General features: G+C 34.6%; 22 protein-coding genes. 12 read left to right on the plus strand and 10 right to left on the minus strand.

Annotated features, from left to right (window positions below; translation table 11 throughout):
- The first annotated feature begins 144 nt into the window (after positions 1-144).
- From HOG71_05335 to HOG71_05350, 4 genes are all read left to right on the plus strand, one after another.
- Positions 145-621, plus strand: coding sequence for a GyrI-like domain-containing protein (locus HOG71_05335; GenBank protein ID MBT5990257.1), 477 nt, complete (start codon positions 145-147; stop codon positions 619-621).
- Between the two features lie 169 nt (positions 622-790).
- Positions 791-1,516, plus strand: a complete 726-nt coding sequence (locus HOG71_05340; GenBank protein MBT5990258.1) for a hypothetical protein — start codon at positions 791-793, stop codon at positions 1,514-1,516.
- A 400-nt stretch (positions 1,517-1,916) separates the two neighbouring features.
- Positions 1,917-2,783, plus strand: coding sequence for an EamA family transporter (locus tag HOG71_05345; protein MBT5990259.1), 867 nt, complete (start codon positions 1,917-1,919; stop codon positions 2,781-2,783).
- Between the two features lie 6 nt (positions 2,784-2,789).
- Positions 2,790-3,440, plus strand: coding sequence for a DUF2461 domain-containing protein (locus tag HOG71_05350; GenBank protein ID MBT5990260.1), 651 nt, complete (start codon positions 2,790-2,792; stop codon positions 3,438-3,440).
- Here HOG71_05350 and feoB read toward each other — a convergent pair.
- Entirely contained in the window at positions 3,435-5,579 is a 2,145-nt protein-coding gene (gene feoB, locus HOG71_05355; GenBank protein ID MBT5990261.1) for a ferrous iron transport protein B, read from the minus strand. The genes HOG71_05350 and feoB overlap by 6 nt on opposite strands.
- Positions 5,580-5,611: 32 nt before the next feature.
- The gene (locus tag HOG71_05360; protein ID MBT5990262.1) at positions 5,612-5,860 is read right to left on the minus strand and encodes a ferrous iron transport protein A; all 249 of its coding nucleotides are present in this window, start codon (positions 5,858-5,860) and stop codon (positions 5,612-5,614) included.
- Positions 5,861-6,062: 202 nt separating this feature from the next.
- Here HOG71_05360 and HOG71_05365 point away from each other — a divergent pair, with 202 nt between their 5' ends.
- Together HOG71_05365 and scpA are read left to right on the plus strand one after the other, a co-directional pair.
- Positions 6,063-7,940 carry a methylmalonyl-CoA mutase small subunit gene (locus tag HOG71_05365; GenBank protein MBT5990263.1) on the plus strand — a complete coding sequence of 626 codons (1,878 nt, stop codon included), beginning with the start codon at positions 6,063-6,065 and terminating at the stop codon, positions 7,938-7,940.
- A 19-nt stretch (positions 7,941-7,959) separates the two neighbouring features.
- A complete protein-coding gene (gene scpA, locus HOG71_05370) occupies positions 7,960-10,098 on the plus strand; it encodes a methylmalonyl-CoA mutase (protein ID MBT5990264.1) in 2,139 nt (712 codons plus the stop codon).
- A gap of 3 nt (positions 10,099-10,101) precedes the next feature.
- Here scpA and HOG71_05375 read toward each other — a convergent pair whose 3' ends face one another.
- From HOG71_05375 to HOG71_05385, 3 genes are read right to left on the minus strand one after another with little or no spacing between them, the layout of a single operon-like run.
- A complete protein-coding gene (locus HOG71_05375; GenBank protein ID MBT5990265.1) occupies positions 10,102-10,692 on the minus strand; it encodes a hypothetical protein in 591 nt (196 codons plus the stop codon).
- Positions 10,693-10,739: 47 nt separating this feature from the next.
- Positions 10,740-11,615 (minus strand): class I SAM-dependent methyltransferase, encoded by an 876-nt coding sequence (locus HOG71_05380; GenBank protein ID MBT5990266.1) that lies wholly within the window; start codon positions 11,613-11,615, stop codon positions 10,740-10,742.
- On the minus strand, positions 11,612-12,454 hold the full coding sequence (locus HOG71_05385) for an HAD family phosphatase (GenBank protein ID MBT5990267.1): 843 nt from the start codon (positions 12,452-12,454) through the stop codon (positions 11,612-11,614). Before HOG71_05385 ends, HOG71_05380 begins: the two co-directional genes overlap by 4 nt.
- A gap of 229 nt (positions 12,455-12,683) precedes the next feature.
- Between HOG71_05385 and HOG71_05390 the strand changes: the two genes are divergently transcribed.
- Both HOG71_05390 and HOG71_05395 read left to right on the plus strand, forming a co-directional pair.
- Complete coding sequence (locus HOG71_05390) at positions 12,684-14,933, plus strand: T9SS type A sorting domain-containing protein (protein ID MBT5990268.1); 2,250 nt, start codon at positions 12,684-12,686, stop codon at positions 14,931-14,933.
- Positions 14,934-14,993: 60 nt separating this feature from the next.
- Positions 14,994-15,935, plus strand: coding sequence for a radical SAM protein (locus HOG71_05395; protein MBT5990269.1), 942 nt, complete (start codon positions 14,994-14,996; stop codon positions 15,933-15,935).
- On the opposite strand, the gene HOG71_05400 is transcribed toward HOG71_05395, so the two are convergent.
- Both HOG71_05400 and HOG71_05405 read right to left on the minus strand, forming a co-directional pair.
- Positions 15,932-17,068 carry a hypothetical protein gene (locus tag HOG71_05400; GenBank protein ID MBT5990270.1) on the minus strand — a complete coding sequence of 379 codons (1,137 nt, stop codon included), beginning with the start codon at positions 17,066-17,068 and terminating at the stop codon, positions 15,932-15,934. The two genes, HOG71_05395 and HOG71_05400, sit on opposite strands and share 4 nt — an antisense overlap.
- Positions 17,065-18,522, minus strand: coding sequence for an MBOAT family protein (locus HOG71_05405; protein ID MBT5990271.1), 1,458 nt, complete (start codon positions 18,520-18,522; stop codon positions 17,065-17,067). The genes HOG71_05400 and HOG71_05405 overlap by 4 nt, the downstream gene beginning before the upstream one ends.
- Positions 18,523-18,582: 60 nt before the next feature.
- On the opposite strand from HOG71_05405, the gene HOG71_05410 reads away from it, so the two are divergent.
- Positions 18,583-19,596, plus strand: a complete 1,014-nt coding sequence (locus HOG71_05410) for an aminotransferase class I/II-fold pyridoxal phosphate-dependent enzyme (GenBank protein ID MBT5990272.1) — start codon at positions 18,583-18,585, stop codon at positions 19,594-19,596.
- Here HOG71_05410 and HOG71_05415 read toward each other — a convergent pair.
- Positions 19,593-20,729, minus strand: a complete 1,137-nt coding sequence (locus tag HOG71_05415) for a DoxX family protein (GenBank protein ID MBT5990273.1) — start codon at positions 20,727-20,729, stop codon at positions 19,593-19,595. The genes HOG71_05410 and HOG71_05415 overlap by 4 nt on opposite strands.
- Complete coding sequence (locus HOG71_05420) at positions 20,716-21,270, minus strand: DUF1599 domain-containing protein (GenBank protein MBT5990274.1); 555 nt, start codon at positions 21,268-21,270, stop codon at positions 20,716-20,718. The genes HOG71_05415 and HOG71_05420 overlap by 14 nt, the downstream gene beginning before the upstream one ends.
- Positions 21,271-21,303: 33 nt before the next feature.
- On the opposite strand from HOG71_05420, the gene folP reads away from it, so the two are divergent.
- The 3 genes from folP to HOG71_05435 all read left to right on the plus strand — a co-directional run bounded on the left by folP (position 21,304) and on the right by HOG71_05435 (position 23,673).
- A complete protein-coding gene (gene folP / locus HOG71_05425; GenBank protein ID MBT5990275.1) occupies positions 21,304-22,161 on the plus strand; it encodes a dihydropteroate synthase in 858 nt (285 codons plus the stop codon).
- 36 nt (positions 22,162-22,197) lie between these two features.
- Positions 22,198-23,004, plus strand: coding sequence for a TIGR00159 family protein (locus HOG71_05430; protein MBT5990276.1), 807 nt, complete (start codon positions 22,198-22,200; stop codon positions 23,002-23,004).
- Between the two features lie 138 nt (positions 23,005-23,142).
- Positions 23,143-23,673 (plus strand): hypothetical protein, encoded by a 531-nt coding sequence (locus HOG71_05435; GenBank protein MBT5990277.1) that lies wholly within the window; start codon positions 23,143-23,145, stop codon positions 23,671-23,673.
- On the opposite strand, the gene HOG71_05440 is transcribed toward HOG71_05435, so the two are convergent.
- Positions 23,670-23,938 (minus strand): hypothetical protein (locus HOG71_05440; protein MBT5990278.1); only part of this gene is annotated, 269 nt, incomplete at its 5' end. The genes HOG71_05435 and HOG71_05440 overlap by 4 nt on opposite strands.

The following is a 23,938-nucleotide window of genomic DNA, read 5'->3' on the forward strand; positions in this document are numbered from 1 at the left end:
AATACTGTCTGCCAATGATAGGGCTTTTTGTAATTTCATACTACAAATATACAATCTATCGCGCTGATTAACAGGTTCTTGGATTCGTTTTTTGCTCGTGTTTATCCACATTTACCATGCAACGGTCTTAATACACAAAATACCATGATGAAGTTAAAATGTAAAATCAAAAATGTAAAACCTCAAAAAGTAATTTATGTGACAACCATAGGTCCTTATAAAGGAGACGGTATAGGTCAGGCTTGGGAAAAAGTTTGTTTGTTTGCACAAAAAAATAAATTATTTGGATTTAATACTCAGTTTATTGGTATCAGCCATGACGATCCCGGAATAACTGAAACTGAAAAATTGCGTTATGATGCATGTGTAAGTATACGTAAAGAAGCTAAACCAGAAGGAGAGGTTGGATATAAGGAGATAGAAGGAGGGAAATATGCGATATTCAGACACAATGGGCCTTATGAAAATTTTGAGAAAAGCTACGCATATATTATTCAGGAATGGCTTCCAGAAAGTGGAGAACAACTTAGAGAGTTGCCTTGTTTGGAAAAATATCTGAATCAGCCTGATGAAGTTAAACCAGAAGATTTGAAAACAGATATCTATATTCCATTACAATAGGTTTCCTATTATAGAACTTCACTACTATTTGCATATGTGTTTCTATTGCTAAGTCAAGCATGGACATTTCATTGCAAGAATACCCTAACGCTAAATAGAGCTTGTTTTCAGTTCTGTCAAGTCGTATTTTTAAGTTGTTATTCATTTTTCTAACCTTAAAATCACGATTATGAAAACCAAAACGTTTCTCTTATTAACCTTAGCTTTTTGTTCTGTATTGCCAGTTTATTCGCAGTCATCGTTTGGCACTTTAAGTGGTCAAATAATTGATTCAGCAAGTGGAGCTCCAATTGAACTCGCTAATGTTGTTATTTTTCAAAATGGGAATCAGATTGCCGGAAGCAGCACCGATGCAGACGGATACTATTCTATTTCACCAATTAAACTTGGTAAATACGATATTGGTGCAACACACATGAGTTACAAACAGTACATGATGGCTGAACTATTAATCAGTGGATCAAAAATCACCAAATTTGATATTGTACTATCAAAAGGTGATTATACAGCTCCTCTTGTAGAAATTCCAGTTTTTAGAAAAGTCCTTATTGATCAGGATGTAGGAGGAGGAATTGTATTAACAGGAGAAGAACTTAAAAAAGCTCCAATTTCCGATTTCGTTGAAATTTTAGATCTTACCCCAGGCGTATTAAATGGAAGTATTCAGGCTAACAGGCCCGAAAGTATGGTTTATATTGTTGATGGAATGAAAATTAGAGGAGATTTAGCTGTGCAAATGAGCACAATTCAGGAAATGCGGGTGTTAATAGGAGGGATTCCTGCCGAATATGGTGATATACTTGGAGGAGTTGTGGTAATTGAAACCAAAAATCCTTTGAATATATACTCACAATTTGATCACAGTAGGTCGAAGTCCAGAAAAGAATCAAAATAATAGTCTCAAATTATTGTTTTAGGAAAAAATATCCGAAAAAAGGAAATAATCAAAAATTGATTGCTTTCGTTTGTCAAACAATTATGAAAAATTAGGATAGTAATTATAGATCAATTATTTAGGATAAAAAATTAGGTTTAAATTATTCTTTCCAGTAAAATCAATTTGTTCAGACAACAATATTAGGTACTTAATTGCCTGTTTGTGCTGACGATTATATAACTTTATTTATAATTATTTTAAACAAGCAGGCTTTTGGCACACAAGTTGTAATTTGTTAGGTGAAGAGAAGAGTAGTTTTTTGGTGAGTTAAAGTCTGGCACCCAGCCGACTTTAACTCATTTTTTTTGATAGCATACTCAATTAATGGAATAGTAATAAATTAGCTGAAAATTAAAGTGTGATATATCTAGTCCTTTGCATTCTTTCCTCTACTGCAATTAATCTTATCTTTAAATCAGTATCAAGGTTTAATGGAAATACATTTCATATTATAGTCATTAACTATTTAGTGGCAAGCTTATTAGGTCTGAGTTTGGCAGGAAATACTATTTCTTATTTGTTTACGGAACCACAAACCTGGATGTTGCTTTCAGTTGTTATTGGTACCTTGTTTATCCTGATGTTTCATTTAATGAGCCTATCTGTTCAAAAAGCAGGGATAAATCCAACAACTATTGCCAGTCGTCTTTCTGTTATTATTCCAATCTCTTTTTCTATTCTGTTCTTTAACGAATATGTAAATCAGCTTAAAGTTTGGGGTATTGTATTAGCCGTTCTCTCAGTTATATTGTCAGTGTATAAAAAGAAAAAGCATGCAGCAGATAAAAACTCAATTCTGCTGCCACTCATTATTTTTCTGGGAACCGGGCTTATTGACAGTTTGGTTAAATATGCTCAAGATACTTATTTGACTGATGAGCTATTGCCAAGCTTTTCTACTTTATTGTTTTTTATTGCCTTTCTAATTGGTTTGTCCATACTTTTTTTTCGCAAAAATAAAATTAGTACAATAGTCTCTAAAGGAAATCTCCTTTTGGGAATCGCATTGGGTATATGTAATTTTGGCTCTATATTCTTTATTATCAAAGCTTTGAACAAAAGTGGATATGAAAGTTCATCGGTGTTTGGGATCAATCATATTGGTGTTGTTGCTTTATCAGTATTTGCAGCGTTGCTGCTATTTAGAGAAAAGGTCAATAAAATAAACTGGATTGGAATTGTTCTTGCATTTTTTGCCATTATTCTTTTAACAATTAATAAATAAATATACATGGATCAGGCAATATCATATTTAAAACGACTCTCAAGTAATAATAACCGTGAGTGGTTTAATGATAATAAAAAAGAATTTGAATCGATAAAATCATATTTTGAAGAATTCTCACAATTATTAATTTCTGGAATCAGTGTTTTTGATAGCAGTATTTCAGAACTCAAGCCAAAGGATACCATGTTTCGAATTTATCGGGATATTCGCTTTTCAAAAGACAAAACGCCCTATAAAACAAATATGGGTTTGTTTTTTGTTCCCGGAGGTAAAAAATCAAATAATGCCGGATACTACTTGCACATTGAGCCGGGAAATTCCTTTGTTGGTGGAGGAAATCATATGCCACAGGCAGATTCTCTAAAAAAAATAAGAGAGGAGATTTTTAGTAATCCGCAAGAATTCAAAAATATATTGGAGGACAAACAATTTCAGGATGTTTTTGGCAATTTACAAGGAGACAAACTGAGTAGGCCACCCAAAGGCTTTGATCCTGATTTTGAAGATATTGAGTTTTTGAAATTTAAAAGTTTCACTGTTTTTCAAAAATTATCAGACACAGAAGTGTTGTCAAAAGACTTGCTAAACAATGTTATAGAAAAATTCAGAATTATGAAGGATTTTAATGCTTTCCTCAATAAGGCAATATCATAAAAATAGACTTGTTATTTGAAAACCTGCAAAAGCAAAAATCCAGGCAATTCCCATCGAAAATGCGATATAAATAATGGTATATTTCCATTTTTGAGCTTCTCGATGAAAAACAGTAGTTGCAGCAATACATGGAATGTAAAGAAGGACAAACAACAAGAACGATATAGCAGTTGCTACCGAGTAGGCATCATCATTTCTTAATTTTTCCTGTAAACTTTTGTTCCCAGTGTATTCAGAATCTCCAAGAGAAAAAATAGTGGCAATTGTCGAAACAACAATTTCTTTTCCAGCAATTCCTGAAACCAGACTAATGCCCAATCGCCAGTCAAACCCCAATGGCTTGATTGCAGGTTCAATAAACTTTCCAAGTCGACCGATTAAGGAGAACTGCATTTGTTCACTATCTCGCTCTTTTGCTAATTTAGCCAAATAGCTTTCTTTCAATTCAAGGGTGTGGGCATCGCTTTGTAAAACCTGTTGCTCAAGAGCTGTATAGTGATCCGTGATTTTCTCACTTTGAGGAAAGTTACTTCCTAGCCAAATTATGACGGAGGCAATTAAAATAATGGTGGCAGCTTTTTTTAAATACATCGAAGCTTTATGCCACATTTGCCACATTAAGCTCTTTGGAGTAGGAAATCTGTAAGGTGGCAGCTCCATTACAAATGGCTCTGAATCGCCTTTGAAAATGGTTGCCTTAAAAAGTTTCGCAGAAAAAAGTGCTATAAAAATACCCACCAGATAAATGGCAAATAACACATTCCCCGCAACCGAAACTTTAAAAAATGCTCCGATTATTAGGATATAAACTGGCAATTTAGCTCCACAACTCATAAAGGGGATGATCAGCAAAGTTGTAATTCGGTCGCTTTTGCTTTTTAATGTTCGGGTTGACATAAATGCTGGAACAGAACAGCCAAAGCCTGTTATCATGGAAATAGCGGATTTTCCGTGCAGGCCAAAAGAATGCATTACCTTATCAATAACAAAAGCTGCACGAGCCATATAACCCGTACCTTCCAGAAAAGCTAAGGCCAAAAATAAAAGCATGATATTGGGCAGGAACACCAATACACCTCCAACACCTCCAATCACACCCTCAACAAGCAGAGAGCGTAAGGTTTCGTTTTCAATGGTGCTATTGGCTATATCCCCTAGAAAGTGGAATATAGACTCTATCCATTGCATAGGATACTCTCCTAGTTTAAATACCATTTGGAATATAGCCCACATGGTCAGGAAGAAAACAGGAATACCTGTAATCCGATTGATGAGTATCTTATCTAATAATTCAGAATAATTTCTTTGCTTTTGTGTATTGAATTTAACAGCTTCTTTTAAGGCTCCTTTTATGAAAGCATGCCTGTTTTCTGTTATTATCACTTCGGCATCTTCTCCAAACTTGGATTCAAAAAACTTATTTGCCTCTACAAGTTGACTGTAAACCTTAATCCATATTGGTCGTTTAAATACCAGATCATAGACCAATTTGTCGTTTTCAAAAAGTTTAACGGCTAACCATCTGGCAGCATATTTTGCCGATAGCTCTTCATCTTGTAGAAGTGTTTCGCATAACTTTTCTACTCTATTATCAATTTCATGTTGATACTGAGCTTTGAATTTTGGTTGAAACTTTTCCTCAATTATGTTTACAATGGCATCTAAAATGTCGTTAATACCTGTTTTGTGTTTGGCAGAGGTGGGTATTATTCGTGTACCCAGAAGGCTCTCAAAAAGATCAAAATTTATTTCGATTTTTTTCTTTTGAACCTCATCATACATATTCAGGGCAATGATGAAATCCTTTTCCAATTCCATCAGTTGTGTAGTCAGGTAAAGGTTTCGCTCCAGATTTGAGCCATCAATTACATTGATTACGATATCTGGTTTTTTGTCTGTAATAAAATTCCTTGCAACAACTTCTTCAGGAGAGTAGGCCGTAAGAGAATAGGTGCCGGGTAAGTCGATAAAGTTAATTTTGTAACCTTTATATTTCAGGCTGCCCTGAACCTTTTCGACAGTAACCCCGCTAAAATTTCCCACTTTTTGATTGGCACCAACAATTGCATTAAATAGCGATGTTTTCCCTGAATTTGGATTACCTGCTAACGCAATTGTTATCACACGGGAATTGTCCATAAAATGAAAAATTATTTTGTATTAGTATTACTTTATAAAGCTTTTACATAAATAAATCGAGCTTCTTCTAAACGAAGACTAAGTAAAAAGCCATTGATTTTTATTTCGACAGGATCTCCTAAGGGAGCCTTCCTGATAACCAATATCTCAACTCCTTTTATTAAACCCATATCCATCAATCGCTTTCGTATCTCTCCCTTTGCTTCTGAATTGAGAATTTCAGCCCTATCTCCTCTCTTTAAATCTGCCAGACAAGGTCTGTTAGTAATATCATTTCCCATTGTAAACATGATGCTAAATTGCTCGATATAAGTATTTTAGAACTAATCCAATTAAGCACAAAAATAGTGCATTAATATTAGTTTTTGCAAAAATTAATTAGAGGATAATATTGATTACTTAGATTTGAAGCCGATTACAGCAGCTGTTTATTAACTAACAGCCTGTATTTACACTATTTTGTATTAATTATATGGCCATAATATGGGTAATAATCACAAATTATTTGAAGAATTTCCTCCTATTTCAACAGAAAAATGGGAAGAACTGGTGCTGAAAGACCTTAAAGGTCAGGATTACGAAAAAAAATTGTGTTGGACTACATTGGATGGTTTTATGCTGGAACCATACTATAGATCAGAGGATCTAAGTTCATTAAATGATATTGACATACAGCCGGGTAGCTTTCCATTTACACGTGGAAATAGTCCTCAAAAAAAATGGGAAATTCACCAGCGTATTACCGATACTAATCCGGAAAAAGCTAATTTAATAGCCCTTAATGCCATAAAAGGCGGTGTAAACTATGTTTGTTTTAATGCCAGTGAAATTAAAAGCCTTCAACAATTAAGTACATTACTTAGTTCAATTGATCTTCATGAAATTAGCGTTGGCTTTTTTAAGCAGGAGTGCAACCGCTATTTGCGCAATCTGCTAACAGAGTTTGCCGTTAACAATGATTTTGATAAAACAAAAATCCGAGGCAATTTTGAAGCGGATCCGTATGGATCAATACTTTCACTAGGTGATTATCCAGATAATCCTGACACAATCAAGAGACGGTTATACGAGTTGATCGATACACTTGATACGCACATGCCCAATTTTAGAGGAATTACAATCAAGGGGCAGGATTTTCATAATGCTGGCGCTACCGCCTCGCAAGAACTGGCATATGTTTTATCCTTAGGAGTGGAATATTTATCGATGTTAACAGAACAGGAACTTCCTATTCAGAAAATTACACCCTTTATGCAGCTCTCTTTTGGAATTGGAGGTGATTATTTTATAGAGTTAGCCAAAATCAGGGCTGCCAGGATGTTATGGTCAAGAATAATTGAACTGTACGCACCCAAAAGCGATGAAACATGTAAGGTATTTATTCATGGCGAAACTTCGAACTTTAACAAGAGCATGTACGACTCTCATACCAACATGCTGCGCTCAACCACGGAGGCAATGTCTGCCATCATAGGAGGAGTCGATTCGCTGGAAGTGAGGCCTTTTGATCAATTAACAAATAATCCTAATGAGTTTTCAAGTCGAATAGCAAGGAATGTTCAGCTACTACTTAAAGAAGAATCGTATTTGGACAAGGTTGCAGATCCATCCTCAGGATCCTATTACGTTGAAACCATAACCCATAAACTAGCACAAACTGCATGGGAACTATTTCAGTTAATCGAGAAAGAGGGTGGTTTTTTAGAGTCAATTGAAAAGGGAATAATACAGAATCAGATAAAACAAACGGTTAAAAAACGAGAAGAATTAGTTTCCAAGAAGAAAGAACCAGTGCTTGGGGCAAGTTTATATCCAAATAGTTCTGAAAAAATTCTTAAAAGCATTGAGGTTGAAGCTATAAATACGAAAATAGAAGATAGTCGGATAGAAAGGATAAGCCCAATTCGTAAAGCGCTGCCCTTTGAAAAATTGCGATTAAAAACTGAAAAGCATGTATTGGCAGGAAACAAATTACCGATTGTTTTCATATTGCCTATAGGGAATCCTGCCATGGCATCTGCACGACAGATATTTAGCAGAAATTTCTTTGGATGTGCAGGATTTGAAATAATTGAAAATGCGCGTTTCTCTACGATTGAAAATGGAATAGAGGCCGCCTATAAACAAAAAGCCGATTTAATTGTCATTTGCAGTTCGGATGATGAGTATTTGCAATATTGCAAACAGATCAGTGGATCGCTATCGAAATCAGTTTCTAATTCAAAACTCATTATTGCTGGTTATCCGAAGGAAGGCATTGAAGAACTTAACAACAACGGGGTGTTTGATTTTATTCACCTCAAAACCAACCATCTTGAAAGCCTTTCCAAGTATCAACAACTATTTGACATTATTGACTAAGTGAGCAAAAACGGAAACAATGAGACCAAATTTTCAAAATATATCATATAAATCAGCAAAAGGCTCCGATTCAAAATCTGTAAAAAGTTCAGAGCATTGGCTTCCTTCAGAGCAAATTAAAATAAGTCCTTATTATATGCAGGACGATTTGAATGATTTGGAGCATTTAAATTATGCTGCAGGAATACCTCCGTTTTTGCATGGACCTTATTCCACCATGTATGTAATGAGGCCGTGGACTGTAAGGCAATATGCTGGATTTTCAACTGCTGAAGAGTCCAATGCTTTTTATAGGAGAAATCTGGCTGCCGGACAAAAAGGTTTGTCTGTAGCATTCGATCTGGCCACGCACAGGGGTTATGATTCAGATCATGCACGTGTTGAGGGAGATGTTGGAAAAGCTGGAGTTGCAATCGATTCTATTTTGGATATGCGCATTCTATTTGACCAAATACCTTTGGATAAAATGTCAGTCTCTATGACGATGAATGGAGCTGTATTGCCAATAATGGCTTTTTATATTTTGGCTGCCGAAGAGCAAGGTGTTCCTCTTGACCAATTAAGTGGAACCATTCAAAATGACATATTAAAAGAATTTATGGTAAGGAACACCTATATCTATCCCCCAGTTCCTTCTATGAAAATTATTGCAGATATTTTTGAATACACCACTAACAATATGCCCAAATTCAATTCCATCAGCATAAGCGGCTATCATATGCAAGAGGCTGGTGCAACAGCTGATATTGAGTTAGCATACACACTAGCAGATGGTTGGGAATATTTGCGAACCGGAGTAAATGCAGGGATGGATATTGACACTTTTGCACCACGATTATCTTTCTTTTGGGGAGTTGGGATGAACCACTTCATGGAAATAGCTAAAATGCGGGCTGCTAGAATGTTGTGGGCCAAAATAGTGAAAAAATTTAATCCGAAAAATCCGAAGTCAATGGCGTTGAGGACGCACTGTCAAACGTCTGGATGGAGCCTTACAGAACAAGATCCGTTTAACAATGTAGCCAGAACGTGTGTGGAAGCAATGGGAGCAGCTTTGGGTCATACGCAATCATTGCATACCAATGCTTTGGATGAGGCCATAGCATTGCCAACAGATTTTTCTGCTCGTATTGCCCGAAACACCCAAATTTATTTACAGGAAGAAACAAATATTTGTAAAGCAGTTGATCCTTGGGCAGGCTCCTATTATATTGAGAAACTAACACATGACATTGCTCAAAAAGCATGGAAATTAATTGAAGAAGTAGAAGAGCTGGGGGGAATGGCAAAAGCAATTGACACTGGCCTACCCAAAATGAAGATTGAAGAAGCATCAGCTCGAAAACAGGCTCGAATTGACTCAGATATTGATACCATCGTTGGTGTTAATAAGTTCAAGCTTGATAAAGAAGCTCCACTCGACACGCTGGAAGTAGACAATAGTGCTGTACGTGAAAATCAGATAAAGCGTATAAAGGCTTTGAAGGCAAGTAGGAATCAACAAGAAGTGGAAGAGTCGCTTCAAGCAATTACATTGTGCTGCAAAACAGGTAGTGGAAACTTACTGGAATTAGCTGTTGATGCAGCTCGTAAAAAAGCTACTTTGGGTGAAATTTCTTTTGCATGTGAAAAAATATTTAATAGATATTCTCCTCCAATTAAGTCTATTTCAGGCGTATATTCATCAGTTATGACTAATAACAAAGATTTTAAGGAAGCCCAGATGCTGGCCGATAAGTTTGCGGTAACCGATGGGAGAAGACCTCGAATAATGATAGCCAAAATGGGCCAAGATGGGCACGATCGTGGAGCAAAGGTTATTGCAACGAGTTTTGCTGACCTGGGCTTTGATGTGGACATTGGACCCTTATTTCAAACGCCAGAAGAAGCTGCACGACAGGCAGTGGAAAATGATGTTCATATACTAGGTGTTTCAAGTTTGGCAGCAGGTCATAAAACCCTTGTTCCTAAAGTTATTGAGGAATTAAAGAAAGCTGGAAGGCAAGACATTCTTGTCATTGTTGGTGGTGTTATACCACATCAGGACTATGAGTTTCTGTATAATAAAGGAACAGTTGGCATTTTTGGCCCAGGAACAAACATTGCGAAAGCAGCAATAGAAATTTTGAATGTATTAATTGATCGCAATGCAAGCTAACAACTAGTTGCTGAATTTGCTTTTTCGATTGTCTCTTATTTTAAGCAGTTTATGATTAATTCGCCCTTGTTTATTGTAACGCTTATAAATATAACTTACCGGATTATTCATTAAAGTTGGTTTTTGGGGAATGAAAGGACCCTCATACTGGGTTACTCCGGTAATAATATTTTTTTCTTGTTTGCTTCCCCTTAGGTCAACTTCAATAAATTCCTGTTTAAAGGCTTGCCAGTTTTTGTAAGGAGAAATACTTGTTTCTGTCAGAAGCATGGTGTCCCTATACATGATAATTGTGTCGTTTATTATTGAACAGATATAAGGATTTATGATAATTATTAATTTTTTGCAACCCATTCTAGACAGAATAATGCTATCCTGTGTTTTTACAAATATATTAAAGCGGCCAAATGCATCGCTTACCTTGCCATTGCCGGATCTAACATTATAAATATGAACATTGTTTAGGGGGATTTTACTAATATCAGCTACAATAATTCTATTAATTTTAGCACAACTCTTCAAAGAATCAACCTGAGATACTGCGTTTTGTTCCAATAGAAGAGTTAAAATAATAATTATTGCTATTTTTCTCACGGTAAGGAAATCAATGCAATATTAAGACGTAGGTAAACTGTTTTTTGTTACTTTTTTGTAAACACACCTATAAATCGAAGGTAGCAAGATGGGTGAATATCTTTATAGTTACTGAGTTGATAAATAGTCAGTTCAAGATCAGGAACCTTTTCCAGAACTCTTGTTTGTAAAGTTTTCACATCATAGTGTCTTGAAAAATATTGTCGCCAATCACAATACCGGATATTTGCTTTTCTATCCACTTTAGACTTGTGGAATTTTAGTAAATTAAAAGCAGGATCTAAATGAATGGTGTATTCGTAAGCAAGGTAAAAAGGCAGAACAATTATTTTGCCCCCTGGCTTAAGTATTCTTTCCATCTCTTTAAAAAAATCAACATCTGAATTTCCTTCAAAATGCTCCAAAGAACAATGCAGCGTTACAGCATCAACACTTTGACCTTCAAATGGAATTTCTGAGGCATAACCTCCTATTTTATCTCCATGAAGTCCTTTTATAAAAACCAAATCTTGTTGATATGCATTTTTAAGATTGTATTTTTTTTTGACAATTTGGTAAAAAGGAGAGGTACAGGCTGCAATATCAATAAAAACATTGTCTGATTTCAGATTGAGAAATTGAAAAGACACATAATGCTCTAATGTTTTTTCAATAAAATTTTGGCTGTTATCATTTCCACCCCCATAATAACTATTTGGATAATTAGTTTTGCTAATATAATCCTTATATGCCAATGGTGAAACAACAATGTTTTGAATTGCCACTCCAATTTTTTGAAAATCGACAAGAATTTTTTTATCCAGATTCAAGTCATCCAGATGCTCTTTTGATATATGTCCAGTTTTTATTTTAGGATTTAAAGAAATAAAAATCAGGAAAATGATTTTATGTATACTGTAATAGATTGTTCGAACAAATTTCATATAAGGCTATTTGATATTAACCAAATTTCAACAGCTTCACTAAACCCAGAATTGTTATGAGAGCCGACTACTTTAAAATTCCTCTTGATGTCAACAGGAGCATTTTCAACAACAAATGATTTTTCTGCCCATTTCAGCATGTCTATATCATTATAATCATTTCCAATAGCCATAACTTTTTTAGAATCAATATTTAACAGATTGGCTAAATAGTCTAAACCCGAAGCTTTCGATACATTTTTGGAGAATATTTCGATCCAAAGCGATTTGTTATCAATAGGAGAAGTAGAACGGATGATTTTCAAATCACTTAAAGATAGAGATAATTCCTCTATCATTTTTAGCCCCTTTTCTTTTTCAGTGATAGCCAATAGCTGACAAGATTCTTTAGCAACAAACTCGTCAACAGTTATTTCACTTGAAAAATTTGTGTAAAGCTGATTTCTTCTTTCAAAATCAGGATTTGAATTGTGTGTTTTTTTCAGGTATTCATATCGATGATTCTCAGGGATTTTGTTTTGAATAGAAAAATCAACCTGGTATTGCAGTAATTGTTCAAATGACATTTTAGTTTCATCAGGACTGAGGTTTGTCGAGTATATTACTTTTTTCTGCTTCCAATCGTAAACACCTGCGCCAGAAGAAAAAACAACATAATCAATGGGCAAATTGGCTGAAGTGGCTTTATTTAAAGAATACATTGATCGCCCTGTTGCAATAACTCGTACGAAGCCATTATACTTCAAATAATTTAGTGTTTTCAAATCTGTTTTACTAATTTTATTCGATGAATTGAACAAGGTTCCATCCAGATCTGTTGCAACTATCCCTTTCATCATATATTAGTTCTTTTATGGCTGCAAAAATAGAACTAAAATATCAAGACTTAAAATTGATAAAAATGATCTTTATAGAAGATTAATGCATATATTTTAATTTCAAATGGTGGAAAACTTTCTATGTATTGGAGAAATTAGCTATATTTGAAATGCATTAAGTTTTTGACATTCAGCAACTGATAGTTCTGGCAAGATGTCTGTTGGATGTTTTACTCTCATTAGAATAGTTATGAAACTCAAATTATATATTATTACAGGAATTATGCTTTTTTTTGCAGCTCCTGTGTTCCCCCAAGGAAATTGTCTGGATTTTGATGGTGTAGATGATTATGTCAACATTACAGATCACTCAAATATTAATTTTGGGACCAATTCATTTACAATCGAGTTTTGGATTAGAACGAGTACTAAAAGCACAGCACTCTTATCAAAAATTAACAATACACATACAACAGGTTGGTATATTTTTTTAGATGGAAATGGTAAAATCAATTGTACTATAAATGGATCAACAGGCATTCCGTCTAATGCCAGAGATTTGTCTGATAATACCTGGCATCATATTGCAGTTGTTCGCAAAAATATTGGAGTTTCATTTGAATATTTACTGTTTTATGAAGATGGCGTACAAATAGGGTCAAGCTTATTATTTACAGGTGGCTCTGTTTCAAATACAGATGATATGGTGTTTGGTGATGCGCCCGCCAGTACAAATTATGATGGTTTGCTTGAAGAAGTTCGAATTTGGAGTACAGAAAGAAGCGAGAGCCATATCAGGAGCAATATGTATGCTGAAATCTCCCCTTATGCTACCGGATTAATTGCCTATTATCGGTTTAGTGAGTCATCGGGAGTTATAACCGATAATTTGGAAGGAAATGCCGCTTTAGATGGGACATTACTGAATATGACAAGCGGTGTTTGGGTAGCCTCAACAGTTCCCATGCCTTTTCAAACACAAGCAGGTGCTTCTAACTGGAGTGCTACCAGCTCATGGAAAAATGGAACAATTCCGAATTCCTCATGGGCTCCGGTTTATATTCTTCATAATATTTTAGTCGATGATAACTATGAAGCAGCTAAGGTTAATGTGTATGGAGCTACAGTAACAATTAAACCAACAGGCTCCTTAACGCTTTCGGGTAATTTTATTAATTCCGGTACAGTTACAGTAAAGTCAAATTCTGCAGGCGATATAGGTTCTTTTATTGATAATGGAACCATAACCGGCACCATGAAGCTTGAACGACAGTTTTCTCAGAATAAATGGCATTATTTCTCTCTACCTATTACAAGTGCTTCTTCAGATCTTTTCAGAGGTTCTGCATTATATTATTACAACGAACCTACAGCCACTTGGAATCCAATAATAAGTGGACAAACTTTAACCAAGTTGAAAGGTTATGATGTGTATTATCCTAATACCGGAGATACTACGGTAACCTTCAACGGAACCTTTACAACAGGTACTAATAACATAGCATTAACCTATAACAGTATAGCAGGACAAGGTTACAATCTGGTTGGAAACCCATACCCATCAGCAATTGATTGGGATGCACCTATAGGTTGGAGCCGAACAAATGTAAACAGTGCTATTTATGTATGGAATCCAACATCGCTTAAAGCTGAGGTTTATGTAATGGGTGGTGGAACGGGTACCGATGGAGGATCAAGATACATACCACCTACACAAGGATTTTTTGTTATTTGCACAGCCGCAACAACATTGGGAATGACCAATAGTGTTCGGGCAACAACTAATAGAGAGCTTCGATCGGAGTACAATAGCAACGAATTGCGTTTCAAAATAACAGGAGCAAGTAGCACCAATGAAGCTTTAATCCGCTTTAATCCGGAGTCTACTGAAGAATTTGATGGCGCTTACGATGCCTATAAATTTTTTAGCCTGATTCCCTCTCATCCTCAGATTTATACTGAAAACGAGAGCTTAATCAAGTTTTCCATCAACGCTATTCCTTCATCAAATACGACCAAATCAATTCCACTTCATGCACAAATTGGAGAGGATGGCTTGTATACTATTGATTGTGACTTATCACATTATGATGAACAAGCAGAAGTTTATTTGGAAGATCTATTTACAGGGACTGTTACGAACCTAAAGATAAAGGCTAAATATGATTTTAGTGCTAAAAAATCAGATCATACAAATCGTTTCCTCATACATTTATTGCCTTATGGCGAAATCTATAAGCAACAAACTGGTCTTGATGAGGATGCTACTGATGAAGAATATCTGATTTACTCCAATGAAAAGGATATTTATATTCGTACTGGTTTAAATGCCGAAATTCATGATATTGTTCTTTTTGATCTGTTTGGAAAAGAGGTATATAGATCAGAGGTATCAAATACACATCTAATAAAGATGAGTCCGAATTTAGCTTCTGGAGTATATATTATTCGTATTAACACAGGCAAGAGGATGATATCCCAAAAATTAAATCTATTATAATTCCAAATCAGGTTCAATAACATTTGTTTGCTAGATTTAGCATCTTAAGTATCACTATTAATGGCATTTAAATACCTATTTGGACCGATCCCTTCTCGAAGACTAGGCATATCTTTAGGGGTAGACCTTGTTCCTCACAAGGTTTGTAATTTGAATTGCCTATACTGTGAAAGCGGCAAAACAAACAAGCATACAAACGAAAGACGAGAATATGTATTGTCGAAAGGGATTATTGATGAACTAAATACCTATTTGTCCGAAAACCCAAATTTGGATTATATCACATTTTCAGGAGCTGGTGAACCTACTCTAAATTCGTCTATTGGCAAAATTATTCAGTTTCTTAAAGCAAATTATCCCACTTATAAAACTGCTTTAATAACAAATAGCCTGCTTTTTGAGAGTGAGATATTACGAAAAGAAGTTGAAAATGTAGACTTAATTCTCCCATCACTTGATGCTGCAAGTCAAGAGGTATTTCAGAAGATAAACAGACCTGTAGCAAATATTAAAATTGAAAATGTAATTAATGGACTAGCGTTATTTAACAAAGTTTTTAAAGGAAAAATGTGGCTTGAATTCTTTGTTTTACAGGGAATTAATGATATGGAAAACGAACTAATAGCAGTAAAAAAAGCCATTGAGAAAATAAAGCCTGACAAAATTCAAATTAACACCCTAGACAGACCAGGTACACAAGCAAATTTAAATACAGCCTCTTACACCAGATTGCTTGAAATTAAAGATTTTTTCAAGCCATTTACGGTTGAAATTGTATCAAGACAATCTGAAACAAAACATATTAACAAACTGGAACAAGATTTCCACACCTCGATATTAGATGCAATAACAAGAAGACCATGTAGTGAGGAAGATATCAGTCAAATTTTGACAATATCAAAAGAAGAGGCATTGCTTTTATTAAATAATATGATTGAACAGGGAGCTATTAGAAGGAAAATTCAAAATGGACTTAATTTTTACTTACTCCCCAATTCTTAATTATCATATAATTCAAGTATTTTTTCAGTAAATCCCCAGCTAAATTCATTTAAATTGCCATCTGTAATTATTAAAATGATAATATCTCTTTTCTCAATTTGATGTTTCAGGTTAGGATAGCTTGATACCATTTGAATATCATTTGAATTCGAACTGAAATTCTCCTTGAAATAGTACCAAAAATTAAAATCTGTAAAAAATTGTTTTTGAATACCGCTATTAACCAACATCCAGTAATAACTGTCTCCTACTGTAAGTAAGCAAGGTTTTGTTTTTGTTGAATCGTCAATAACGGCTAAATAAGGATATAGAAGTTTCTCTTTTTCATTCAACCATATTCTATTCGTGGCTTTAGCAATGTCATTATCGGAACTTCGTGGTTTGCTTGTAATGTCAAAAACAGGATAGTTATAATCAGGCAAATCCATTTTGGTTAAATACTCGATGTAGGTTAACATTGTATCAACTGCCAGAAAGGATCCATAAATACTCCAATGTGTTCCTCCTTTTGGATATATTGGATATTGAACGCTGTCTTTTATAGAGATAAAATAGTTGTTAAAATCAATATACGGAATTGTTGATTCGTGTAATTTCTTCGAAAAAACATCATAATTAGTCGTTTTTCTTTTGAGATGAGAAAACTCTTGAGGTATGTACTCAGGCAATACTGTAACCTTGCCGGGTGCCAATAAAAGGAGAGTTGAAACTCCTTTTGTCTTTAAAGTGTCAACAAGTCTCTGAAATTCGGATACTTTCTTTGTGATACTGTCTTCTCCAATAAAATCCAAACCTAAATAAGCTGCGATATAATGCTTTTCATAATAGTAACCATTTTCCCCGATAGCAACATTTCTGGCTGAGATATAACCATCTAGCCAATACCAGATTTGATTGTATGTTCGAACCAATAATGGTCTTGTTCTTAAAGTATGTTTTAATCGCTCCTCTTTGGTGCTTTGAAAGCTTCCATCAAACCAGGATTTTGTTGAAAAAGTAGAATCCTTAGGAGCCACAAAATAGCCTTTCAGGCTTTTTATTTTAACAAAACCAAGTGGTTGAACCAATATGGAGACCAACAAAATTGTTGAAAGTATAATCAGGGCGATATGTTTTGATTTCCTACTAATCAAAACCTAAAATAAATAAATGGGTTAAATCCTGTGGAAACGATCTCAGACATGCAAAGGATTAACAACATGGCTGTAATTGTATAACGGATAACAAAGAATGGCAATCTCTTGTCTTCAGAACGTATGTTTTCGAAAAAGCTTTCCATCTTTCCAAATGCAGGGACAAATGAAATTAATATACCAATGGTCAAAATGAGCCAAAATGAAAATGGAAATATTAGGCTGGAAGTCTCCAATGAAAACATTTGAGATAGAAAAACAACTGCTTCATTCATATTTTCAGCACGAAACAGAACCCACCCAATAAGCACAATAATAAAAGTGATTAGTATCGAACTTGTTTTGCCAATTCTTTTAAAGAATTTTTTAAGTAAAAAGCGATTTATGACCAACCATGCACCATGGTATAGCCCCCATAACAAAAAGCTCCAAGATGCTCCATGCCAGAAACCTGTTAACCCGAAAGTTATAAGCGCTGCGAAAAAATAAATCCAATAATCAGTCTTTAGTTGTAGATATTTTGGCTTTTGTAATTTGTTTGAAATTGAAAATGCCAAAGGAAAAAACAAGTAATCTCGAAACCAATTGGTAAGTGTAATGTGCCATCTTCGCCAAAAATCAATAATGTCTTTAGCAATGTATGGATTCTTAAAGTTTTCAGGAATTTTAAACCCAAGCATGCGACCAATTCCAATAGCCATATCGGAATAACCAGAAAAGTCAAAATATATCTGCAAGGCATAGGCAATGATAATAATCCAACTGGACAGGCTTCCTAAATTTTCAATTCCATTGCTAAAAGCCAAATCCACCTGTTGTCCCAATGCATTTGCTATTAACATTTTCTTTGACAAACCGATAATAAATCGCCTAAATCCTAAAAGCGCGTTGTCAATAGTTAGCATTGCCTTTCTGTCAATTAACTGATCAGCTATTTGGGTGTAACGAATAATAGGTCCTGCGATAAGTTGCGGGAAAAGCAATATGTAAAGAGCAAAATCAGTCCATTTTTTTAAGGGCTCTTTTTTCATTCTGAAAACATCCAGCACATAACTTAGTTTTTGAAAAGTAAAAAATGAGATGCCAATGGGTAGCACTATGGCTGTCCATTTCACATTTATTGCTCCAAACTCGTTCAATATACTGTTGAAGTTATCAACGAAAAAATTAGCATATTTGAAATAGATGAGTAATCCTAAATTAAGAAATATGGAAAGAAGCAACAAGCTTTTCTTTCGCTGCTTATTTGTACTAGAGAATAAAAAATTAGCTAAATAATAGTCGGCTGTTATTGAAACAAGCAATATGAAAATAAATTCTGGAGCTCCCCAGGCAAAGAAAAATGTGCTTGATAATAGTAATACAAGATTTTTCCATTTGTAAGGACTGATAAAGTAAACTACAAATGTTGCTGGTAAGAAATAAAAAATGAAAATGGTACTACTAAAAACCATTCTATTAATTTTGAAGTGTCAAAAATAGAGAATAAGATTTTTTTACCAACGAACAAAATAATGATAGACTTAAGAAGTGATACTTTAACCAAACCAACTGCCGGAATGCTTGAGGCAATGATGAGTGCAAAAGTTGGGGATGATGTATGGGGAGAAGACCCTAGCGTTAACGAACTGGAAGAAAAAGCTGCGAAAATGTTCGACATGCAAGCTGCTGTTTTTTGTCCATCAGGAACCATGACAAATCAAATTGCAATTAAAGTACATACAGCACCTGGAGATGAAGTGATTTGTGATAGGGCTTCTCATATATATAATTTTGAAGGTGGAGGTATCGCTTTCAATTCAGGAGTTTCGGTCAGACTTATAGAAGGCGACAGAGGCCGATTTATGGCTCAGGATGTAATTGATAATATCAATCCAGATAACATTCATTTTGCAGCAAGCAAACTAGTTGCTGTGGAAAATACAACAAATAGAGGTGGAGGTTCATTCTATGATTTTCAGGAATTGATAAAGATAAAACAGGTTTGTAAAGAGTATAATTTGCCCTTCCACTTAGATGGCGCCAGACTTTTCAATGCATTAGCAGAAACACCGCAAAAAGCTGCAGATTATGGTCATTTGTTTGACTCAATCTCTATTTGCCTTTCCAAAGGCTTAGGAGCCCCTGTAGGCTCTCTGCTTTTGGGTGATGATGCATTTATGCAAAAGGCCAGAAGGATTCGTAAGGTCTTCGGAGGATGCATGCGTCAGTCTGGTTATTTAGCTGCAGCTGGCATATATGCCCTTGACAATAATATTGCTCGCTTAAAAGAAGATCATCATCATGCAAAAAAGCTAGGAATTGAAATTGCAAACTTGCATTTTGTTAAAAGAATATTACCCGTTGACACCAATATTGTAATTTTTGAACTGGCAGATAGTATTTCGGAAGAAGTAATTATAGATAAAATGAAGCAAAAAGGTATATTGTTGCACGCCATTGGAAAAAATGCAATCCGATTAGTAACCCATCTTGATTTTACTGAAGAAATGCTTGTTGATACGATAAATGCCTTTCGAGAAATTTAATTGTAAAGCAAACTATTTAGTTTTTCATAGCTTGGAATTTTTTTGCTCGGCCATTTCTTGATGATAACATTGTCCTTGAATAATAACAATCCAGGATTTGAACGGATTATTGTTTCTAGTAAAACGATATCTGCACTGTGCATGAAATAAGGAACTTCATACTTATTGATATACGTTTTGACATCCTCATTCAAAGCAGAAGTTACTGCCCACACACCAACATTTCCGTCTTTTAAGATGTTGTTAACTAATTCATTGAGTTTCTTTTGAGCTTTTGAGCCTTCACTTTCAAGTTTGTGATGTACAATCAACAGCCGATAACCATTTTCATTTAAAAATAAATCGGTAACCTCAACTCCTGTTGAATCATCAAGTTTGAATGACTTTGTTGGAGGATCATATCCTTTTTTAACCAATTCATTTGGCTTCGTTTCAAGATATTCTAAATTTTCGTCCATTGGCAAATTCGATGCATCGAACTCTTTTAATTCTCCGGTTGTTAAATCTTTATATACCAAAACGGTTTTTAGGATATCTCCAGTCTTGCCCTCTGGAATTGTCATTAACTCTTTTACATCATTTCCAACCTTATAGGCTCTAAAATCAAGAATGGGTAAATAGGCATAACAGTAAACGCTCATAACCACAATCAACAATGTGCTGATAATTACGACTCCCCAATCCCAAAATCCTTTAAAAATGGGTTTAATGTTTTTACGGGATATGAAAATAATAATAGTGAAACCCATTAATATGACATTCTTATAAAAAGTTTCCCAGTTTGTTAGAATGATAGCATCGCCAAAGCATCCGCAATCAGAAACAGGATTGCTTATGGCCAAATAAAAGGTAAGGATGGTAAAAGGTAGCATGGTAAGTAGTAGCAACCATGACATCAATTTTCCTCTTAACCCAAATAGAATACCAACACCTAAGGGAACCTCATAGCAACATAGAATAAAGGTTAAAACAACTGCTGCTGGTTGCAATCCTTCAATATTAAATGCTATGAAATATTCGGTTAGCTTAATCATCCAGCCAGATGGATCGACAGCTTTTACAAAACCGGAAAAAATAAAAGTTAAACCAACAATTATTCGACTTACCAAGAGCAATTTGCTATTTATTTTCATGAGCTTCTGTTAATTTTATCAATGCAAAAAAAGAATAATTGATCATATCATATAAATTTCCTTCTATACCTTCAGATACCTCAGTCTTTCCTTCGTTTTCAATAATTTGCTTAATGCGAAGAATTTTGGTCAAAATTAAATCAGTATAGGATGAAACATACATATTTCGCCAAGCCTCTCCATAATCATGATTCTTTTTATTCATCAAATTTTGAGCCTCCATTTGATAAAAATCATATTTAGCTAAAACTTGCTCAAAAGGAAAGTTTTCCTGACTGGTTTCACCCAACTCAATTTGAATTAGCGTAATCAGGCAATAATTAATAATTCCAATATATTCTGATCGGGTATCATCCTCTATCATCGGAATTTTTCCTTCTTCAATATTGCGAATGCGATCTGTTTTTATATAAATCTGGTCAATTAGGCTGGGAATTCTTAAAATGCGCCAAGAAGTTCCATAATCTTTATTTTTGTTTACAAATATGGATCTGGCCTTGACAGACTGTTTGCTATATTGAGAGTTTGTTTTATCGGTCACTTGCGTAAATTATTAGTAAACAAATTTAATGGAATGATATTGCAGCACAAAAATAACACGATAAAAATAAAAGGAGGAGTGCTTGATCTTGAAAAGAAGTGTGTGATGGGTATTTTAAACCTTACTCCTGATTCTTTTTATGATGGAGGGCGCTTGTCGAATATGTCAAGTATTTTAACAAAGGTTGAGCAAATGCTTAATGATGGTGCAGCTATTATTGATGTTGGTGGGTACTCCTCTCGTCCAAAAGCCATTGAAATTTCAATCGAGGAAGAGCTAAATCGAGTAATTCCAGTGATCAAAGAAATAAAGCGGATTTTTCCGGAGGCTATTTTATCGGTTGATACTTTTCGGGCCAGCGTAGCAGAAAAAGCAATAGGTGAAGGAGCCGATATGATTAATGATATTGGAGCAGGGGTGATTGATCCTGCTTTGCCACATTTAATTTCAAAATCAAATATTCCCTACATCATAATGCATATGCAAGGAATACCTGATAACATGCAGGAAAATCCAAGCTACCAAAATGTGGTAAAAGATGTTTTACAATTTTTCTCAAATAGAATTAACTATTTACATCAAATAGGAATTAAGGATATTATTATTGATCCGGGATTTGGATTTGGCAAAAGACAAAATCACAATTATGAACTATTAAACAAGCTTTCATTGTTTGAAACACTCAATCATCCGATTATGGTTGGCCTGTCAAGAAAATCAATGATTTACAATGTATTACAGACACAGCCCGATAATGCATTAAATGGGACTACTGCTCTTAACACATTAGCAATATTAAATGGAGCCTCAATTCTAAGAGTACATGATGTAAAAGAAGCTGTTGAAGCAATAAAACTTGTAGATTTGTATTTGAATCCCAATAAGCAATAATTTATTTTGTCGTTGATTATACATACAATTTTAGCTATTCATCTTGATTTTTTAGTCATTAGATTGTTGGATGTTGTTGATATTCTTCTTGTTGCCCTGCTAATTTATTTGCTCTACAAACTTTTAAAAGGAACAATTGCAGCTAATATTTTTATTGGATTGCTATCCATTTACTTTTTTTGGTTGTTAGTTAAGATGCTTAACATGAAGCTTCTTGATGCTATTTTGGGACAATTTATTGGTGTAGGAGTTATTTTGGTTCTTATTGTTTTTCAACAGGAAATACGAAAATTTCTTTTGATAATTGGACAGAGAAGCATATTTGTCAGTAAATTTAAGTTGACTAATTTGTTACCCTGGAATTGGAAAATTAATCCAGCCATTGGATTGAACTATTCAGAACTGATTAAAGCGTGCAGTCAGCTGTCAAAATCAAAGACAGGAGCACTAATTATTATTTCAAAATCCTCAGAATTAAAAGGCTTTGCCTCAACAGGAACAATAATAGATGGTGAATTATCAGTTAAATTATTAAACAGTATTTTTTATAAAAATAGTCCATTGCATGATGGAGCTGTTATTGTTGTAAAGAATAAAATCAGAGCCGCTTCTTGTATATTGCCTGTATCTGAAAACAATACCCTCCCCGACCACCTTGGGCTTCGACATCGAGCCGCATTGGGCATTTCTGAACAAAGTGATGCTATAGCCATTTCGATATCTGAAGAAACGGGGAAGATAGCTCTTGCTATCGATGGACATCTTGAGTCAGACATTAGTATGAAGCATTTAAGGGAAACGCTCGATAAGAATTTCTTGAACCTGAGCGGTTATTCACAATAAATCACCTCCCTATTTTATACTTATTATTCAGAATCTACAATAACTACCTCTGTTTATACGTTAGCGATAAAAACAAATCAAACCCTTGATGTTCCTATTATTTCCGTATTTTTACAACCTTAAAAAAAGATTCATTCGATGAGGAAGATTAACACACTTTTAGCCATTCTACTAATTTCAATTATTTCAAGCACAGTTGCGTTTTCTCAAAATACAGACTTTTTAGATGAGAAGTTTGGATTTCAAGACTTCAAATTCAACACACCATTAAGCAACTATAACAAATACAATCCAACGAAAGTTTCTGATGGGCACTATGAGTTAAAAAACCTGAGTGAAATCAATATAGGAAGCTATGAAGTAGAGAGCTTAGAGTTATTCTTCAAGAATAATAATTTAGTGAAGGTGAAGGTGAAACTGGATGATCAGGATCGGCAGAAGAATGAAAATATTTTTAATGCATTGATTAAGAATTATGGGCGTTATACTTTTCATCGATCTACAAGTGGATACTCATATACTTCTGAAATGATTTGGAAAGGAAAGCTGGTGAACCTTGTTTATTCTTTTACATCATTTCGTGAAGATGGTCAGTTTCAAACAAAAATATTCCTTACATACTCTTATGTTGGAGAAGCTTTAGAAGTAGATCTGAGCAAAGATCTTTAGTCTTTTTGTTTGTCTTTTCTTAACAATCCTTTTAAATAATTAAGTTTCATCATTGCTTCAATGGGAGTGAGTGCATTGATATCAATTTTGTCAAGCTCATTTTTTACCCTTTCATAAATTGGATCACTGGTGTCAAACATTTTTAATTGGATGTTTACTGGCGCGTTAGAAGGTAGGCCTTCTCCATTTTGCATTCCAGTTCTTTGCTTTTCCAATTCTTCAAGAATTTCATTTGCACGAGAAACAACATCCTTTGGAATACCTG

It is taken from the genome of Bacteroidota bacterium, from assembly GCA_018698135.1.
In the GTDB taxonomy this organism is placed as follows: Bacteria; Bacteroidota; Bacteroidia; order CAILMK01; family JAAYUY01; genus JABINZ01.

Excerpts from the sequence above, each read along its gene's own strand:
- HOG71_05335 (MBT5990257.1), top strand. The coding sequence starts at position 145 with ATGATGAAGTTAAAATGTAAAATCAAAAATGTAAAACCTCAAAAAGTA.
- HOG71_05340 (MBT5990258.1), top strand. The coding sequence starts at position 791 with ATGAAAACCAAAACGTTTCTCTTATTAACCTTAGCTTTTTGTTCTGTA.
- HOG71_05350 (MBT5990260.1), top strand. The coding sequence starts at position 2,790 with ATGGATCAGGCAATATCATATTTAAAACGACTCTCAAGTAATAATAAC.
- feoB (MBT5990261.1), bottom strand. The coding sequence starts at position 5,579 with ATGGACAATTCCCGTGTGATAACAATTGCGTTAGCAGGTAATCCAAAT.
- HOG71_05360 (MBT5990262.1), bottom strand. The coding sequence starts at position 5,860 with ATGGGAAATGATATTACTAACAGACCTTGTCTGGCAGATTTAAAGAGA.
- HOG71_05365 (MBT5990263.1), top strand. The coding sequence starts at position 6,063 with ATGGGTAATAATCACAAATTATTTGAAGAATTTCCTCCTATTTCAACA.
- scpA (MBT5990264.1), top strand. The coding sequence starts at position 7,960 with ATGAGACCAAATTTTCAAAATATATCATATAAATCAGCAAAAGGCTCC.
- HOG71_05380 (MBT5990266.1), bottom strand. The coding sequence starts at position 11,615 with ATGAAATTTGTTCGAACAATCTATTACAGTATACATAAAATCATTTTC.
- HOG71_05385 (MBT5990267.1), bottom strand. The coding sequence starts at position 12,454 with ATGATGAAAGGGATAGTTGCAACAGATCTGGATGGAACCTTGTTCAAT.
- HOG71_05390 (MBT5990268.1), top strand. The coding sequence starts at position 12,684 with ATGAAACTCAAATTATATATTATTACAGGAATTATGCTTTTTTTTGCA.
- HOG71_05395 (MBT5990269.1), top strand. The coding sequence starts at position 14,994 with ATGGCATTTAAATACCTATTTGGACCGATCCCTTCTCGAAGACTAGGC.
- HOG71_05405 (MBT5990271.1), bottom strand. The coding sequence starts at position 18,522 with ATGGTTTTTAGTAGTACCATTTTCATTTTTTATTTCTTACCAGCAACA.
- HOG71_05410 (MBT5990272.1), top strand. The coding sequence starts at position 18,583 with ATGATAGACTTAAGAAGTGATACTTTAACCAAACCAACTGCCGGAATG.
- HOG71_05415 (MBT5990273.1), bottom strand. The coding sequence starts at position 20,729 with ATGAAAATAAATAGCAAATTGCTCTTGGTAAGTCGAATAATTGTTGGT.
- folP (MBT5990275.1), top strand. The coding sequence starts at position 21,304 with ATGATATTGCAGCACAAAAATAACACGATAAAAATAAAAGGAGGAGTG.
- HOG71_05435 (MBT5990277.1), top strand. The coding sequence starts at position 23,143 with ATGAGGAAGATTAACACACTTTTAGCCATTCTACTAATTTCAATTATT.